General features: G+C 59.8%; 16 protein-coding genes. 12 read left to right on the forward strand and 4 right to left on the reverse strand.

Annotated features, from left to right (window positions below):
- The first annotated feature begins 297 nt into the window (after positions 1-297).
- The 8 genes from V5D86_RS02665 (at position 298) to V5D86_RS02700 (ending at position 7,995) form a co-directional block, all read left to right on the forward strand.
- Positions 298-1,242 (forward strand): coiled-coil protein, encoded by a 945-nt coding sequence (locus V5D86_RS02665; protein ID WP_414595153.1) that lies wholly within the window; start codon positions 298-300, stop codon positions 1,240-1,242.
- Positions 1,243-1,501: 259 nt separating this feature from the next.
- Entirely contained in the window at positions 1,502-2,854 is a 1,353-nt protein-coding gene (locus V5D86_RS02670) for a signal recognition particle protein Srp54 (RefSeq protein ID WP_414595154.1), read from the forward strand.
- A gap of 4 nt (positions 2,855-2,858) precedes the next feature.
- The gene (trmY, locus tag V5D86_RS02675) at positions 2,859-3,452 is read left to right on the forward strand and encodes a tRNA (pseudouridine(54)-N(1))-methyltransferase TrmY (RefSeq protein WP_414595155.1); all 594 of its coding nucleotides are present in this window, start codon (positions 2,859-2,861) and stop codon (positions 3,450-3,452) included.
- A 2-nt stretch (positions 3,453-3,454) separates the two neighbouring features.
- The gene (locus tag V5D86_RS02680; RefSeq protein WP_414595156.1) at positions 3,455-3,658 is read left to right on the forward strand and encodes a DUF2116 family Zn-ribbon domain-containing protein; all 204 of its coding nucleotides are present in this window, start codon (positions 3,455-3,457) and stop codon (positions 3,656-3,658) included.
- Entirely contained in the window at positions 3,655-4,602 is a 948-nt protein-coding gene (gene yjjX / locus V5D86_RS02685) for an inosine/xanthosine triphosphatase (RefSeq protein ID WP_414595157.1), read from the forward strand. The genes V5D86_RS02680 and yjjX overlap by 4 nt, the downstream gene beginning before the upstream one ends.
- Complete coding sequence (locus V5D86_RS02690) at positions 4,599-6,158, forward strand: FAD-binding oxidoreductase (RefSeq protein ID WP_414595158.1); 1,560 nt, start codon at positions 4,599-4,601, stop codon at positions 6,156-6,158. The genes yjjX and V5D86_RS02690 overlap by 4 nt, the downstream gene beginning before the upstream one ends.
- Positions 6,155-6,931: an electron transfer flavoprotein subunit beta/FixA family protein gene (locus V5D86_RS02695; RefSeq protein ID WP_414595159.1), complete on the forward strand. Its 777-nt coding sequence runs from the start codon at positions 6,155-6,157 to the stop codon at positions 6,929-6,931. Before V5D86_RS02690 ends, V5D86_RS02695 begins: the two co-directional genes overlap by 4 nt.
- On the forward strand, positions 6,928-7,995 hold the full coding sequence (locus V5D86_RS02700) for an electron transfer flavoprotein subunit alpha/FixB family protein (RefSeq protein ID WP_414595160.1): 1,068 nt from the start codon (positions 6,928-6,930) through the stop codon (positions 7,993-7,995). Before V5D86_RS02695 ends, V5D86_RS02700 begins: the two co-directional genes overlap by 4 nt.
- On the opposite strand, the gene V5D86_RS02705 is transcribed toward V5D86_RS02700, so the two are convergent.
- From V5D86_RS02705 to hmgA, 3 genes are all read right to left on the reverse strand, one after another.
- Positions 7,987-8,460, reverse strand: coding sequence for a peroxiredoxin (locus V5D86_RS02705; protein WP_414595161.1), 474 nt, complete (start codon positions 8,458-8,460; stop codon positions 7,987-7,989). The two genes, V5D86_RS02700 and V5D86_RS02705, sit on opposite strands and share 9 nt — an antisense overlap.
- A 9-nt stretch (positions 8,461-8,469) precedes the next feature.
- Positions 8,470-10,128, reverse strand: coding sequence for a phenylalanine--tRNA ligase subunit beta (pheT, locus tag V5D86_RS02710; RefSeq protein WP_414595162.1), 1,659 nt, complete (start codon positions 10,126-10,128; stop codon positions 8,470-8,472).
- 75 nt (positions 10,129-10,203) lie between these two features.
- Complete coding sequence (hmgA, locus tag V5D86_RS02715) at positions 10,204-11,358, reverse strand: hydroxymethylglutaryl-CoA reductase (NADPH) (protein WP_414595163.1); 1,155 nt, start codon at positions 11,356-11,358, stop codon at positions 10,204-10,206.
- 84 nt (positions 11,359-11,442) lie between these two features.
- Between hmgA and V5D86_RS02720 the strand changes: the two genes are divergently transcribed.
- Complete coding sequence (locus V5D86_RS02720) at positions 11,443-12,561, forward strand: hypothetical protein (RefSeq protein ID WP_414595164.1); 1,119 nt, start codon at positions 11,443-11,445, stop codon at positions 12,559-12,561.
- A 171-nt stretch (positions 12,562-12,732) separates the two neighbouring features.
- Here V5D86_RS02720 and V5D86_RS02725 read toward each other — a convergent pair whose 3' ends face one another.
- A complete protein-coding gene (locus tag V5D86_RS02725; RefSeq protein WP_414595165.1) occupies positions 12,733-13,107 on the reverse strand; it encodes a hypothetical protein in 375 nt (124 codons plus the stop codon).
- A 92-nt stretch (positions 13,108-13,199) separates the two neighbouring features.
- On the opposite strand from V5D86_RS02725, the gene V5D86_RS02730 reads away from it, so the two are divergent.
- From V5D86_RS02730 to V5D86_RS02740, 3 genes are all read left to right on the forward strand, one after another.
- Positions 13,200-13,826, forward strand: a complete 627-nt coding sequence (locus V5D86_RS02730) for a hypothetical protein (RefSeq protein ID WP_414595166.1) — start codon at positions 13,200-13,202, stop codon at positions 13,824-13,826.
- Between the two features lie 83 nt (positions 13,827-13,909).
- Positions 13,910-14,449 carry a rubrerythrin gene (gene rbr, locus V5D86_RS02735; protein ID WP_414595167.1) on the forward strand — a complete coding sequence of 180 codons (540 nt, stop codon included), beginning with the start codon at positions 13,910-13,912 and terminating at the stop codon, positions 14,447-14,449.
- Positions 14,450-14,570: 121 nt separating this feature from the next.
- Positions 14,571-17,597 (forward strand): hypothetical protein, encoded by a 3,027-nt coding sequence (locus V5D86_RS02740; protein ID WP_414595168.1) that lies wholly within the window; start codon positions 14,571-14,573, stop codon positions 17,595-17,597.
- The last annotated feature ends 68 nt before the right edge of the window (positions 17,598-17,665 follow it).

The following is a 17,665-nucleotide window of genomic DNA, read 5'->3' on the forward strand; positions in this document are numbered from 1 at the left end:
ACCGTTTCAAATCCACGAGGATGTCTATATGACACCAGAATTAGGAAACACACTACCTTCCCATAGGGGGACGTGACGGGTCTATCGGACGGGCACCACCTCCATATTTTTTAGGTGCTACCGTTAATCGGCAGGCCGACATTACGGCTCGGACGAGAGCACGGGGTAAACACTTATATGGGAGTTGATGATAGACCCCCTTTGAAGTGGGTCATGCTTAACTCATGACCGCGTCGAATGTTTGAGTGTGGATTTATGGAAGGTTTTACGGAGGAAGTACAGCAGCAGGATTCTCAGATGGAGGAGCAGGAAGTCATGGTCAATGAGGCACAGACAGAAGCCCCCGTCGAGGAGCAGCCTGCGACCGAAGAGACCGCTTCGGATGCAAACCGCGAGAGCCTCAACGAAGAGGCAGACATGCACAGGAAGAAGCGCGACGAGCTCAACGCCCAGACCAAGGAGTGGAAGTCCAAGAGGGACGCCCTCAACGGACAGGTCAGGGAGCTTGTCGACGAGGCCGGAAAGTGCAGAGAGGAGCGCGACTCCTTCAATCAGAAGGTCAGGGAGACGAAAGAGTTCAGGGACGAGTGGAACCAGAAGGTCAGCGCCCTGAAAGAGCAGCTCGCCCCCTACCGCAGCGAGAAGTCCGACGACAGGAACGAGGTTCCCGTCAAGCAGCTGAAGAAACAGCTCCAGGACCTTGAGTACACCCAGATGACCAAGTCCCTCGGAAAGGACAAGGAGAACGAGATCGTCAAGCAGATCTCCTACCTCGCCAAGCAGATCGAGGAGAGGGAGAAGGCCTATTCCGAGAACGATGAGGTCAAGGACCTTGTCCAGCAGCTCAGGGATGCTAAGGCAGAGGCCGAGACCTACCACCACCAGGTCTCCGAGTACGCCGAGCAGGCCCAGGCGGCCCACGACAAGATGATCGGCTTCTACGAGCAGGCAGACAGGCTCAGAAAGGAGGCCGACGCAGCCCAGGCGAAGTTCGTCGAGTGCAAGCAGGCGGCCGATGAGGAGCACCGCAAGCACATCGAGCAGATCAAGTCCGTCCACGAGATCGACAGGGATGCCACCGGATTCCGCGGCTCCAAGAAGGGCGGTGCGGCACGCGGCGGAAAGAAGCGCGCCGACGTCGAGGGCAAGAAGGAAGCCAAGGAGATCTTCGAGAGATTCAAGGCAGGAGAGAAGCTCTCCACCGAGGACCTCATGGCTCTCCAGAAGTCTGGATACCTCTGATTCTAAACCGGGGGCTCCGGCCCCCAAAACCCCTTACCAATCAATCATAATACGTTATTTATAAAGTGTTCACCTTTATTTTTAGAAATAACTTTAAATATTGCTGTTCCATTTGATGATTGCAGGGAACGGCCAGGCTGTAGAGTGCATCCCATCCCTTCTTATACTCTGGCCGATCCCACACCTTTTGTGCATTTCCGACTTCGAACCACCTTCGCGATTCTTTATATCCAATCGCGCGTATGGATGCGCGATTGAGATGGTCTTGGAAGGACTTGGAAAATCCCTTAGGGGGGTATTGGGGCGCGTAGGACACGCCTCGTCAGTCGACGACGAGCTGATCAACGACATCTGCAAGGACCTCCAGCGTGCGCTGTTGGAAGCCGATGTGAACGTGAAGCTGGTCCTGGACGTGACGAACGGCGTGAAGGACCGCGCGAAGAATGAGCCTCCCGCCGCAGGGAAGAGCATGAAGCAGCACCTCACGCACATCATCTACGAGGAGCTCGTCAAGCTCGTCGACAACGGCGAGGGACTGTCCATGAAGCCCCAGACCATCATGATGGTCGGACTCTACGGTCAAGGAAAGACCACCTCCACCGGGAAGCTCGCACTGTACTTCTCGAAGAAGGGATTCTCCGTCGGCCTCATCGGGGCCGATGTCTACAGGCCGGCCGCGCTCGACCAGCTGAAGCAGCTGGGCGAGAAGGTGAACGTCGACGTCTACGGGGAGCCCGGGGAGACGAATGCGGCGAAGATCGTTGAGCACGGCATCGCCCATTTCAAGGACAAGAAGGTCGTCATCATCGATACGTCCGGACGCCATGCCCTGGAGGACGACCTCATCCAGGAGATAAAGGACATCGCCGCCGTCGCCAAGCCTGAGGAGAGGGTCCTCGTCCTGGACTCGCAGGTGGGCCAGCAGGCCGGACCCCAGGCCGAGGCGTTCCACAACGCCGTCGGCGTCACGGGGGTCATCCTCACCAAGATGGACGGAACCGCCAAGGGGGGCGGTGCGATCTCCGCGATGGCCAAGACCAAGGCTAGGATCGTGTTCATCGGTACCGGGGAGCACATACGCGACCTGGAGCCGTTCGACGCTAACCGCTTCATATCGCGCCTGCTGGGGATGGGGGACATGTCCGCCCTGATGGAGATGGCGTCCGAGGAGATCGGCGAGGACGAGGCCATGGAGAAGGTCAGCCGCGCCATCATGACCGGCAAGTTCAACCTCAACGACATGTACTACCAGATGGCGGCCGTCGGGAAGATGGGGACGCTCCAGAAGCTGATGAGCATGCTTCCCGGCATGAGCAACTATGAGGACAAGATCGACTACGAGGCCTCGCAGAAGAAGCTCTCCGTGTTCCGCACGATCATGGACTCCATGACCGCGGAGGAGAAGGAGGACCCGTCCCTGATCAAGGCGAAGCGCATCGACAGGATAGCCGCCGGTGCCGGGGTCTCCAGCCACGACGTCCGCGAACTGCTGAAGCAGTACAACACGACCAAGAAGACCATGCAGTCGTTCGGCAAGGACCGTAAGATGCGCAAGCAGATGATGAAGCAGCTCGGAGGCGTCGACCTGGACAGCCTCAAGGACCTGCAGTGATCCGATGAGGCGCTTCGTGATCACGGGGCATCGCGCATGCACCACCGGCGATTTCAAACTGGACGACCTGGCCGGAGGGGCGGGGAGGCTCGACATACTGGTGAGATGCGCCAACTCGTCGCTCTTCCTGAGCCACGGCATACGCAAGGACGTGGAGGTCTACCTGGTCCTGGAAGGAGGCGACGACGCCCCCAAGACCGTGATATTCAAGGGGGAACATGCGAGATACCTCAACCCCGACGAGAGGAGCACGGCATCGCTCATACGCAACGCGCTCATGAAACCCGTCGGGAAGGACGAGGAGGTCCAGTCCACACCCGGGGTGTACGTCACCAGGATGTCGTTCTCCGACGTCCTGAGGAAGCTCTCCGAGGACGGGAAGATAATCTACCTCAAGGAGGACGGCACGGACTGCAGGGACTACGAGTTCCCGGACAACCCCGTGTTCGTCATGGGCGACAACCAGGACCCCACGCCCGAAGAGGAGGCTATGATAGAATCGTACGGTCCGGACAGGATATGCCTCGGACCGGTCAGCCTGCACGCAAACCACTGCATCGTCATAGTCCAGAACGAGATGGACCGCAGGGAGGCATGAAAATGGCAGAATCAACAGTAGAGAGGATACCGCAGCACCGCCATTGCGAGCACTGCGGGAAGGCATTCGTGGGCGAGGGCAAGTTCTGCAGCAACGAGTGCAAATCGGTCGCGAGCGCGGATGTGAAGAAACAGCTCAAGAAGCTGTCCTTGATCTGGGTGGCCCTGGTGGCCGTCGTCGTGGTCTGTGTAGTGGTCAGCCTATGACGACGTCTGCGGTCGCGGGCACGTTCGGCGTCCTCCACGAGGGGCACAAGGCCCTCATCAGAAGGGCGTTCGAGACCGGTGACAGGGTCCTGGTCGGCATAACGTCCGACGAGATGTCATCAGGGGGCCGCGAGGTCTCCGTCCCGCTGGAGATAAGGATGAGGGAGCTGAGACGCTTCCTGGACACCTTCGGCAGATACGACCTGTTCGTCATAGACGACATCTACGGTCCGTCCGACAAGATGGACGACGTGGACGTGCTGGTCGTGTCGGAGGAGAGCCTCCCCAACGGTAGGCTGATCAACGAGAGGAGGGAGTCCCGCGGGATCCGGAAATTGGAGCTGTCCGTGGTGCCTCTGATAAACGCGGACGACGGCGGGAAGATCAGCGCCTCCGCCATACTCAGGGGAGAGTACAGCCGCTCCGGGAGGAGGGACGTCATCGACATCGCCGTCGGGTCCCTGAACCCGGTTAAGGTGCAGGCGGTCCGCAACGTCATGGAGAGGATATACGGCGAGGTCAGGATCACGGCCGTGGACGTCCAGGGGGATGTCCCGCAGCAGCCGTTCGGCGACGAGACCCGTCTCGGGGCCGAGAACAGGTCCAGGAACGCCCTGGGGGGCCACGACCTGGGCGTGGGCATCGAGGCAGGGGTGTTCGAGTTCCCCGACGGCCTCTACGACATCCAGCACTGCGCCGTCACCGACAGGGGCGGCAGGACCACGTACGGACAGGGCTCCGGGTTCAGATACCCCGACGACATCGCCGGACTGGTGAGGGGCGGGATGACCGTGGGGGATGCCGTGAGGAGACTCTACGGGAACAACGGGATCGGTAAGCGCCAGGGCGCGGTCGGCATGCTCAGCAAGGGGCTCCTGGACCGCCTGGGCCTGACCGAGCAGTCCGTGACCGCGGCCATGATACCGCGCATCTGGGAGGGATGATCCTGTTCGACAGGCAACGCATACGCACCGGGTCCAGATACCTGACCGACGAATCCAAGACGACGGGCAGCGCGGAGTACGTCGTCACGCCGAACGACGGCAACGAGCTCCGCGAGGCGATGAGGGTCAACCATTCCAAGGGCAACAGGATGACGGTGAGCGCCATGAGGACCGGCGTCTGCGGGGGATGCGTCCCCAACGGGGGCTACGTTCTATCCCTCGAGAGGATGACCGGGGTCATCGGGATCGGGAGGGACGAGCGGGGATACTTCGCCAGGGTCCTGCCCTGTACCACGGTCCGCGAGCTGAACAGGGTCCTGACGACCCGCGACTTCTCCAGGCTCGTGGACGTGACGCCCGGTGCGGTCGAATCGCTGAAGGGCGAGGCGACCCCTTGGTTCTATCCGATAGACCCCACGGAGCTGGACGGCTCCATCGGGGGGAACATCGCCTGCAACTCCTCCGGTCCCAGGACGTTCAAGTACGGGCCGACGCGCGACTGGGTCAGGAGGCTCGATATAGTCCTGGCGGACGGCCAGGGCATGGACATAACGCGCGGCGAGTTCAAAGCCGAGGGGAGGCGCATGACCTTCCCCGCGGGAAGGGAGCTGTACTCCTTCGAGATACCGGGGTACGACTTCAACCGCAACGTGAAAAACGCGACGGGGCCGATGATCGAGGAGGACATGGACCTCGTGGACCTGTTCATAGGGTCCGAGGGGATATTCGGCATCATAGCCGAGGCAGATGTGTACCTCGCACCGTGGCATCCCCTGCTGTCCCTGATCCTGTTCTTCCGGACCGACGAGGACGCGATCGGGACCATCCGCGACATCCGCAACGACGGATCGATAGACCCGGAGTTCCTGGAGTACATGGACTGCAGATCCATAGAACTGGTCCGCAGGACCATGGACGGGGACCCTGCGCTGATACGCATCCCGGCACTGCCCGAGTACGCCGGTTCCGCCGTGTTCCTGGACCTGAACGAGGATGAGAACATCGAGGGCAGGATCGCAAAGATAGGCAGGATCGCCGAGGCCCACGGGGGGTCGCTCTCCAGGACCTGGTGCGGCAGGGACGCCCAGAGCCGCGAAAGGATGAGGGAGCTCAGACATTCCGTCCCCAGGACGATATTCGAATACGTCGCATCCCTGAAGGGCTCCATGCCGGACATCCACAAGATGGGCACCGACATGTCCGTCCCGGACGATGCGGCCGACGAGATGATGGCGTTCTACAAGGAGAGGCTCGACGGATCCGGGCTCGAATACGTCATATTCGGTCACATGGGCGACAACCACCCCCATGTGGAGATCATACTCAAATCGATGGAGGACTTCGAGAAGGCGAAACGCGTGTACGCCGAGTTCGCCGAGAAGGCGATAGAGCTCGGAGGGTCCCCCAGCGCCGAGCACGGCATCGGGAAGATCAAGCGCGAGTACATGCGCATGATGTACGGTGACGAGGGGATCGCGGGACTCCGCAGGATCAAGGACACCATGGACCCCAAGGGAATGCTGTGCCCCGGTAACATCCTGGAGGAGACACGATGAGATTCATAGTGTTCGTGAAACAGGTGCCTGACACATACAACGTCCCCTTGGACGAGAACGGCTCCCTCATAAGGGCGGGGGTCCCGTCGATCCTCAACCCGTACTGCGAGCAGGCGCTCTGCTCCATGCTGTCGTTGAAAAAGGCCGGGGACACGGTGTCCGCGGTCACGATGGGGCCTCCGGGTGCCTCAGAGGCACTGAGGAGATGCCTCGAGCTGGGCGCCGACGACGCCACGCTGCTCACCGACAGGGACTTCGCGGGTGCGGACACCCATGCCACATCCAGGGTTCTCGCCGCGTACGTAGGGAGATTCGAGCAGGATGCGGACCTCCTCGTGTTCGGCCGTCAGGCCATCGACGGCGATACGGGACAGGTCCCTGCCAGCGTGGCCCAGCTCCTGGCGGTCCAACAGTTCTCGTACACCACCGGACTGGAGGCCGATGCGGACGGATTCGTCGCACATCAGGACTACGACACGTTCAGGAGGGTTGCCAGGGTACCGCGCGGATCGGTTGTGTCATTCGGCACCGTGGACCCGAACGGGCACCTCCCTACCGCCGAGATGTATCTCGAGGCGAGGTCGAAGGAGATCAGGACGCTGGGACGTGTCGACATCGGGCTCGGCCTGTACTCCGTGGGTCTCAGGGGATCGCTGACGAGGATAGTGTCGACCGAGACCGTGAAGAGCTCCCGCAAGGGGATGAAGGTGGAGATCACCGACCCGGCGAAGGCCGCGGAGTTCATATTGAGGGAATCGGAGGCGGTGAGATGAGCGGATGCGAGGGAGGATCGTGCTCCACATGCTCCAGCGGAGGGGACGACCCCGACAGGCTTCCCCCCGGAATGCTCAAATGCTACGACCTCAACCAGTCGACGGCCGACGGGGCGCTCGTCCTGGTCGAGACCGTCAGGGACGGCGATTCCGTCCGTCTGACCGATGTCAGCGCGGAGATGCTCGGCATGGCCGACAGGGTCTGCGAGGGAAGGCTGTTCGCGGTGGTGTTCGGAGGGCTCGAGATCAAGCCTCTGTACCCGGAGATCTTCGGGTACGGGACGGACACGCTCTACCATGTGAGGGACAGGCGTCTCGAGACGTACATGCCCGAGGCGTACGCCGAATGCATATGCGACATAATCGAGAGGGTCAACCCGGCGACCGTGCTGTTCGGGGCCACGCCCACCGGCCGCGAGATCGCGCCCCGTGTCGCATCCGCCATCGGAGCGGGCCTCACGGCGGACTGTACCGGAATCCGGACCGACGGCAGGAGGATGACCGTCACGCGTCCCGCGTTCGGCGGGACCATCATGGCGGACATAGACTGCGTGGGATTCCCACAGATGGCGACGATACGCCCAGGGACCTTCCCCCTTCCCGAAAAGAAGGAGGGTCAGGGGACCGCGATATACTGGCAGTATCCGGGCGACACCGTGAAGGACGTGATGTCTGACGAGCCATCCGATGACGAGGAGGATGACATCCGGGACGCCAGGATACTGATCTCCCTCGGAGACGGGATACGCAGCAGGTCGTCCGTCGATGTCGCGGAATCGGTCGCCAGGAAGATGGGCGGCATGGTGTCATGCTCGCGCACGCTCGTCGAGAAGGGTTGGCTCCCGAGGTCCAGGCAGGTCGGCATATCCGGCAGGACTGTGTCCCCCGACCTGTACATCGCGTTCGGCATATCGGGGACGGCCCAGCACCGCGCGGGGATGATGGGCGCCAAGAGGATAATCGCAGTGAACAAGGACCAGGATGCCCCGATCCACACGATCGCGGACCTGAGCCTCCTGGCGGATGCGGAAGAGGTTTTGAAAGCGCTCGATAGGTCACTTTGACTTCAAGCAGCATGATACGGCCGTGGAGAGCACCTTCTCCACATGGCCGTTCACCTTGACGTTGCGCCAGGCGGCCTCCACCTTCCCATCCTTTCCGACGATGAATGTGGACCTTATCGTGCCGACGGTCTCCTTCCCGTAGGAGACCTTGGTCCCCCAGGCGCCGACCTTCTCCATGAGCTCGTGCTCGGGATCGCTCAGGAGCTTGACCTTGAGCTGGTTCTTCTCTATGAACTTCCTGTGGGACTCGGAAGAATCCTTGCTCACCCCTATGACCGGGATGTTGCGAAGCATGAACTGCGCGATGCTGGCACTGAACTCCGTCGCCTCCTTCGTGCATCCCGGGGTGTTGTCCCTGGGATAGAAGTATATGACGTAGCGGACCCCCTCGAGAAGGGAGCTGTCCATGATCTCGCCGTTCTCGTCTGCCAACCTGAAATCCGGGAACTTGTCTCCGACCTCCATCATCTCACCTCAGAACAGGGTGTCCTTCTTGTTGGCGATTATCGGCTCCAGGTCGATCTCGCAGAATCCGACGGGATGGGTGATCTCGTATCCGACCACGACGGAAGGGGCCATCTCCCCGAAGATCCCGATGACCTTCCCGTCCATGACGATTGATGCGCCCCTTCCGGGAACGAAGGTCTCGAAGTCGCATTGGTCCAACGTGTACTGGACCCCTGCCTCGCGAAGGAAGGACTCCGTCCAGGACTTGACCTCGGTGAACGTCACCTTGGACGCTGTCGCCATGGCACAGAGGTGCAGCTTGGTAAGCTCGTCCCTGACCACATATCCGACCTCGAATATCCTCTGGGGGAGGTCGCGATGCTTGTTGTGCCTGAGGATCTTCACCAGACTGGGGGCGAGGTTCGCCCTGAGGCAGGTGTGGTCCTCCGTGATAGGATTGAGAACGCGGACGACATCCATCTCGGGAAGACGGGAGATCCCGAACTCCTCGTCGGGATTGCTCAGCGTGAGCGTGTTCACCTCGGTGAACCCGAGTCCGACCATGACATCCCTTATGCCCTCGGAGAGGGTGGTCTCGGGGAGCAGCGCACCCGTGGTCTGACCGACGTCGTACGACCCGCCGAAGTTGTCGAACCCGAACCCGGTGGCGACATCCTCGAAGATGTCGACGTCGTGCATGATATCCAGCCTGGTGGACGGTATCGTGACGGTAACATAGTCGCCATCCGCCACGGCGTCCAGGCCCATCCTGCGGAGGCACTCCACGGTCCCATCGGGCCCGAGCTGCCTGCCCAGGAACCTGTCGCACTCCTTCACGGAGATCCTCCTGACGGCAGGTGACAGGTCCGGGGACCTGGAGGTCTCGCCGCGATCGTGCATGATGACCGTCTCGATCCTTCCTCCGCGCTCGGCAAGTGCGGTAGCAACGATGTCGAGTGCGCCCTTGACCGCCTTGCGGTCGTTCCCGGTGACGTCTATGAACAGGTCGTGCCTTCCGACGGTCACGGTGGTGAGCCTCCCGTTGATGATCGGGGGGAACGAGAGGACCTGCCCGTCCCTATCCAGGATGACGGGGTACTCGGACATCCCTGCCAGGAGCCTGTTGTACTCCTTTCCCTTCTCGTTCTTCAGGAGTATCTCGTCGAGATCCATCTCCTCGTCCATGGCTAGAGGGACGAAACGGACCGTCTTGGGGCCTGCGAGCCTGTACGTGAACGGCGGTTCGACCTTCGACAGGTCGTGGACGCCGATGGCGAGCTTGCTCCTCTTCCTTCCGATGGTGATGTGCAGCTTCTCCTGCAGCTCCATCAGTGACCTGAGGAACTCGTCCGTGATCTCCACATCGCGGACTATGCCGCAAAGGAAGTACGGCCTCACGGCCTTCACACTCTCGTCTATGAAAACTTCAACGTCGGAGTCCGACACGGGGTACGTCTCCATACCGGGCTTGATGTCCAGAAAGGCCCTGAGCGCTCTGGCGAGACCCTCGACGCTGTAAAGGTCGGGGCGGTCGGGGAAGAACTCGACGGTCATGTCATCGCTGTTCCCCTCGGTCTCGTGCATATCGGCGCCGATCATCGGGATCCTTTCGACCAGCTTCTGCTCCGGGACCTGCTCTCCGAGCATCGTGCAGAGGTCGCTGTACTTGAAGTTGATGACTGGCATATGCCACGGCAATCGGGGATTCCCTATTTTAAGTCACGCGGGCGCGAGCGCCCGCGCATGAAGAAAGACGCGCCTTCAGCGTCCGAGCTTCGCGTGGGCGCTCCCGAGCTGACCGGCCGCCTGGGCGGCGAGGGTGGAGAGCTCTCCGGCGAGCACGGTGGCCGCGACGATCTCCGCGAGCTTCCTCGCCTTGCCCTCCCCGAGACATCCGATCATGGACAGTGCCTCCCTCTGACAGGGGAGACGTGTGCCTCCGCCGACCGTTCCGACCTCGACCGCAGGCATCCTGACGCAGATGTACAGGTCGCCGTCGACATCCTCGCAGGTGGTCATGGTCATGCTCCCTCCGACGACCTGTGCCGGGTCCTGTCCGGTGGCTATGTAGATCGCCGCGACCATGTTGGCCGCATGGGCGTTCGCGCCGAGGGTACCGGCAAGGCTGCTCCCGACGAGGTTCTTGCGATAGTTGATCTCGACGATGGCGGCGGACGTCGTATGGAGGCGCTTCTCGACCACGTCCTTCGGTATCCTGGCCTCCGCCAGGACGGTCTTCCCGCGGCCCTCTATCATGTTGATGGCGGCAGGCTTCTTGTCCGAGCACATGTTCCCGGAGACGGACACCATCACGGCACCGGTCTCCCTCTCTATCAGCCTGCACACGGCCTCGCTGGCTATGGTGGCCATGTTCATCCCCATCGCATCGCCCGTGGAGAACGAGAGGCGCATGAACAGGCTCCTTCCGTCAGGGAACATCTCGATCCTCACGAGTCTCCCGTGGGAGGTGGTCCCGGCGACGGCCCCGTCGATATCGTCACGATGGGAGTCGACCCAGTCCATGACCCTCATGCAGTGCCCGATGTCATCCACGCGGAACACAGGCGCCCTGGTCATGGCATCCCCAAACACCTGGGCACGGACCCCTCCGCCGTCGTTCATCACGGACATCCCGCGGGATATGGACGCTATCAATGCGCCCTCCGTGGTGGCCAGGGGCACCAGGAAGCTTCCCTCGGCCTCCCCGCCTGCCATGTTGATCGGCCCGGCATAGCCCAATGGGACCTGGATGGTCCCGATCATGTTCTCGACGTTCTTCGCCGCGGTCTCCGGCTCCATACCGCCCTTGGCGATCTCTGTGAGTGCGACGCCCGTGAACTCCTCTGCGGCAGAACGCCTGTCCTCCATGTCGGATACGGCGTGTCCGCGGTTCTTCAGCCCGGTCTGCTCGGCCATGACAATCCCCATGTCATGGATTCAGTTAAAGCCATACGTTCCTTCTCACAGTCGATTTATATAGTGACCCGCCTTGGTCGAACCGTGAAGAAAGACAGGGTCCTGAACGCCGTCGAGAATGCTAGCAGCAGGGTAGATGCCGCGATAGACCGCCATGCCGGCGAGCCCCGGGTCCAGACGGCCCCGGACAACAGCGGCGTGATCCTGAGGTTCTTCCCATACTTCGTCCTGGTGTGCATAGGGCTGTGGATCTTCGTCACGATACACAACGCCAGCTATTCCGTGCCTAAGCTCGTGGAGACCCTCTGCCTGTCCTTCACGTTCTGCTTCGCCATAATCGGGGTACCGCTGGCCCTGAGACTCCCCAAGGGGGTCCTGTCGTCATGGCATCTGCTGGCTTTCGCTATGGTTGTCACGTGCATACTGTGGATACTCGGTTCCCTCTACGGGAACCTGTACTTCTCGTACGCCATAGGCGAGATCCTGAGTGCCATAGGCATCGAGCTCACCGGATGGACGGAGATCATAGTCGGGTTCCTGGGAACGCTGGCGGTGATGCTGTTCACCCCCATCGCCGTGGTCAGCGTGATCTCCGCATACCTGTGCAGATACATCCCGTCGGTGATCCACGGGATGAACAGGAACGCGAAGGAGGGCAGACGCGGCAAGGCCGAGAAGTTCTTCATGGTCCCCGATGTCCTGGACGTCAAGGAGGTCGTCCTGGACCCCGAGGTGACGGCCCACAAGTTCGACCTCAGAGGGTTCCTTGAGATCGCGCTGTACCTGTTCGCCCTCGGGATGCTCATCTCGTCATATCTGTTCGTGAACCCGTACTTCCTCGAGGAGATGAGCTGGAAGACCATGCTCGCCATCATGATGATGCTGGCCATGTTCACGCCCGCGCTAATGCTGCCCTGGCAGATCTTCAGGAACATAGGCGCCAAGGTCAGGACGGACGCGCCGAGGGACTATTACCTCTGGAAGGGTGCAAAGAACAGGCTCTTCACGACCTTCTTCGCGTTGGGGGCGTTCATGATGATGTTCATCCTGTCGCTGTACCTCGGGACGGACGTGTTCAGGATCATCGCGAACTACGTCTCGTTCCTGTTGCCCTTGGCGATGACGTCCGTGATGTACGCTTTGGTGTACACGAACAACTTCACGGACCATGACAGGATGTCCATAATCGGCAAAGTGCGATAAAGTAGGGAAACGCAGGGGCATCGAGCGCCATTGAATCTCTGTCGGGTAAAGGAGGAAACGACATGATGACTACAGCGGTCGGGACCTCCCCTGCTAAAAAATCGCATTTCCTCATTATATATAAAGGCATATGATTCTTGGATGAATGATCGTAGATGTTCCACTGAAATATCAAGAATTTGTATCCTTTTTCTTCTTGTTCGTCCTGTGGATCCAGGTCACCAGCATGGTCGCGGCGAGTACCAGCAGCGGAAGGACCGCATCCGTGACGTCCCCGAGGACCCAATACGCGAATATCAATCCGAGGATGCCGAACAGGCCGTAGCGTTTGAGGATCCCGCCGGCACCTATGACAAGCAGTATCGCCAGCATGACCACCCAGATGAGGATGGTGACGATGGTCTCGGACGTCAGGAGGAGGAACTCCGCATCCCCTACGACCTGCTCTATGAGTCCGGACACATACCGATCGATGACCATCGGCACCAGGACGACCAGCAACAGCGTCAGCACTGTTCCCGCCACGAACGACCTCAACGCTCCCATCGGGACGTGATTGTAAGACCTGCATATATTGTTCTGTCCGCGACTCAGCATCCCCGGATTCTGATTTATATAAGGCGCGCATCCCGGCACCCATGAGCGACCCGGCATTCGAGGCCATAACCAAGGCCAGGAACCAGGCATCGAGCGGGAACCCCACGGGTGCCGCCAACACCCTGGAGAGGTATCTGGAGACGGACCCGCACAACACGCGCCCCAGGCTCGTCCTCGCGGAGATCGCCGTCCACTCGCTGAACGACGTGGAATACGGACTGATGCAATTGAACGTCATCCTGGACCTCGAACCGGACAACGTGGATGCCATGAAGGCCATGACCACGGTCCTCGCAAAGGACAAGAGGAACAACAAGAAGACCTCGGAGCTATTCGAGAGGATCGTCGTCCTCTCACCCACCGCCGAATCGTACAACGCGTATGCGAGGTTCCTCCGCAACCAGATGACGGACTTCAGGAAGGCCGCGGAGTACTATGAGAAGGCCATCGCCCTCGACCCCAACGAGTACACATATCATCAGAACTACGCGGTCCTGCTCCTGAACGACATCAGGGACTATGCAAAGGCGAAGGAGGAACTGGAGACCCTCATGGAGCTCAAGCCCGCGGATGCATCCGTCAGGAAGAACTACGACCGTCTCCTGAAGGAGAAGTTCGACAAGGACGGCAATCCCAAGAAATCTTTCAGAGACCGTTTCAGGAAATGACCTATTTAACAGACGTGTCACGACGTAACGTTGTTAAGTAGGTTAATATACACCACGCACAATCGGTGACCAGAGGTTATCCCATGGAACTCAAAGGATCCAAAACGGAAGCAAACCTGAACGCGGCCTTCGCCGGCGAGTCGATGGCCAGGAACAAGTACACCTACTATGCGTCCCAGGCGAAGAAAGAGGGATACGAGCAGATCGCTGACATCTTCCTCGAGACCGCCGAGAACGAGAAGGAGCACGCGAAGCTCTGGTTCAAGGCACTTCACGGAAACAAGGTCCCCAAGACCGTCGAGAACCTGAAGGACGCCGCCGAGGGCGAAAACTACGAGTGGACCACCATGTACTCCGACTTCGCGAAGATCGCGAGGGAGGAGGGATTCGACGAGATCGCCGACCTCTTCGAGGCCGTCGGCGGAATCGAGAAGACCCACGAGGCGAGATACAACGACCTCCTCAAGAACATCGAGGGCGGGATGGTCTTCAAGAAGGACCAGGTCGTCATGTGGAAATGCCGCAACTGCGGATACATCCACGTCGGAGAGACCGCACCCCAGGTCTGCCCCGTGTGCAAGCACGCACAGTCTTTCTTCGAGATCAGAGCCACCAACTGGTGATTTTCAAGAGGCCCCGCACGGGGCCTCAAACCAATTACCTCATTTTTCGTAGGTTGGCTTTATAACCAGATAACGACATCCTATCTGTGCACGCGTCCAGCTTGCGTAAAGGAGGATTATAATGAAGACCAAACAGATGGCCTTTGCGGCATTCATCGTCGCAGCCGTCGCCGTATTCGGAGCCACTGCGATGTTCGCGGACTCCGATGCCGCCGACAACGAGGCCTCACGGACGGACGTGACCATAAGCGAGGTCACCACCGTCACAGCCCTGAGCCCCATGGACCTCACGGGCAAGAACCTGATATTCGAGGACGGCGGGAATATCGTCGTCGAGAACGGCGGGACCCTCATCCTTGGGGTCACCTCGATAAACACCGCTCTCAGCGGTGACGGGACCGTCATCGAGCTGAAGGAAGGCGCCATCATATCCGCATTCGGATCCATGACCGCCATGGTCGCGGACACCACGGTGGACCTCAAGGGATCGCTCGTCATGGTCGCCAGCATCGAGATCGGCGAGTCGTACTCCGTGAACATCACCATGGACATCGACGGGAAGCTCTCCGCCGCCGGGACAACGATAACCGGAGGAGACGGGAAGGAGATCAGCATCAGCGTGAAGCCCACCGACGACGGCCAGGTCACCGAGATGAGCATGAACATCCCCTCCATCAAGGGAGAGGTAGACACGTCCATATTCGAGGCCCTGATACCCGGCCTTGACGGATTCATACCCAACGACGGGTTCATCCCCAATGAGGGGCTCCCCTTCCCCGGGGAGATCGGAAAGATCTCGATGGAGATCACGGACATCCAGGCCAGCTACAAGATGGTCATGAACACCGAAGGCATGTTAATCTCCGGAATCGACAACAAGGATGCCAAGTTCCGCATCGGGGAGATCGTCGCCGGGACCACGGTGACTCTCAATGACCAGTCCTACGACGTGAAGATAGACGCGGAAGACCTGAACATCAAGTTCTGCGCATCCCTGAGCGAAACGCCCGACATGGGGATGAACGCCGGCATAGGCCTCGTCACAGTCGACATGAAGGATCCCGAGAACAACATGTCCGCCAACTTCACCGTGGATGACATCTCGCTCGATTTCGCCATCGAACAGGGAAGCGCCACCTCATACACCATAAAGGGACACGACACCGACAGAGCATCCTTCAAGATCGGCGAGGTATCCTTCAAGGTCGACGTGGGGTCGGAGGACATCAAGGGCACCATGGCATCCACCATCAAGGACATCCAGCTGAGTGCGGGCCTGAAGATCACCATGGCGGAGAACAGCAAGGTGCCCGAGGACATCACGGGCTCGGCGAGGTTCTCCATCGGCGAGGGGTCCATCAGCTCCAAGATCGACGGATACACATCATCCAGCTTCGATGGCGGATTCAACGGCCTCAACGCAGAGGCTTCGCTCAGCACGGACAAGATCTCCATCAATGCATCCCTCGGTTCCCTGAAGTTCGACGGGGACCTCCCCTCCAGGGTAATGATGAGGATGACCGTGATCAACGGACTCGAAGCGAAGAACCTGAAGATCGATGCGACCATCACCGACATACAGAACCCCGTGATCGACGCCAAGGCTACCCTGGAATCCCTGGACGCCGTGGCGAAGATCGGCGGAGCGAAGGCCGACATCAGTGCATCCGGCATCGAAGTGATCATAGGCAACAACGGACCCGAGGGACTCACGGTGGCATCCGCCAACTTCGGCATGGACGCGCCCACCGAGTACCTGCAGAAGATCGATGGAACGATATCCGACCTCAAGGCCACGGCGAGCGGAGGATACTCGATGAAGAGTATGGACATCAAGGGAACCTACCCCGACAAGTCCGTGATGACCATCGTAGCGAAGGACGTCGTCGTTTCCGAGGAGAAGAACTCCGGATCCGTGGAGATCAGCGGAATCAGCAAGGAGATGGGCACAGAAATGGAGTTCGAGATGCCCGAGGACGTCTCCCTAACCATCAAGGACAGCTACGTGGGATACATCGGCATGGCCGGAGGCAAGAACGTCAGCGGAGACGTGTACCTCGTCTCGGGGACATCCATCGAGTATGACGGTGGAGAGTTCTACATCCCCGCATCGAGCTACGGGATCGAGGTCCATGCTTTCATCGACGATGGAAAGATAACCTCCGCGACATTCGCACCCGTCAAGGGATACGAAGCACTCCCCGAGTACAAGGAGGGCGTGAAGTACACCCTCAAGGACAACGTAGGGACCATCGAAGAGTTCAACGGAGGCCTCTATGCCACCGCAACCCCCATCGTGTACACCGTGACCGCCGGAGACAAGGAATACAAGGCGGAGTTTGAGAACTTCATCATAGATATCGAGGCACCTGCCGACAAGGAAGGATTCGAGTTCTACGGATGGTTCGACGGATACACTGTAACCACCGACGGTCTCGCCTATCAGCTCGAAGTCCCGTCCGACGTCGTCCTGACGCCCATATGGACGATCGAGAACGTCGAATGGACGGCTTCCGACAAGACCTACGTCATCAACGGGGCCGGTGCAGAGACGGTGTTCATAGACAGTGAGAAGCTCGATGACCTCATCGCCGACATGAGCGGCAAGGACATGGACTCCGTGAAGATCGGAACCGAGTACGGATATGCGGAGCTGGACTACTACTCGCTGCTCTACATGTCCACCCTCAGCGTCTCGATCTACAAGGTCGATCCCATCGACCCTCTGGTGGCCGAGGTCACCAAGGGACAGACCGTGTACAACATCGATGTCACATACAACACGGGCTCGTACATGATGGGCAACAGTGGAAACACTGGAGCAACGTTCACGATCACACACAAGCTCGAATCCGGTCAGAGCGCCGACAACCTCTCCGTCTACAACGTGAACCAGTACGGAAGGGTCGCCGAGATCTCCGACGTCATCACCAAGGACAACGGCGACGGAACCGTGGACGTCACGTTCAGCACACCGTACGGAACCTCCGAGGGCTTCGATGGATATTACATCGACACCTCGTCCGAGGGATCGTCCGACAACGGCGGCGGGATATCGATGGCGATGATATTCGGTGTCATCGTGGTCGTCATCCTGATCGCAGCTCTCGCGTTCCTCTTCATCAAGAGGAAGAACGCGAACGCCTGAAACCGACGGCCCCTCTTTCGAGAGGGGCCCCGAAACCGCTTAACCTGCATTCTACGAGATCGATGAAG

This window comes from Candidatus Methanoprimaticola sp. MG2, assembly GCF_047501175.1.
In the GTDB taxonomy this organism is placed as follows: domain Archaea; phylum Thermoplasmatota; class Thermoplasmata; order Methanomassiliicoccales; family Methanomethylophilaceae; genus Methanoprimaticola.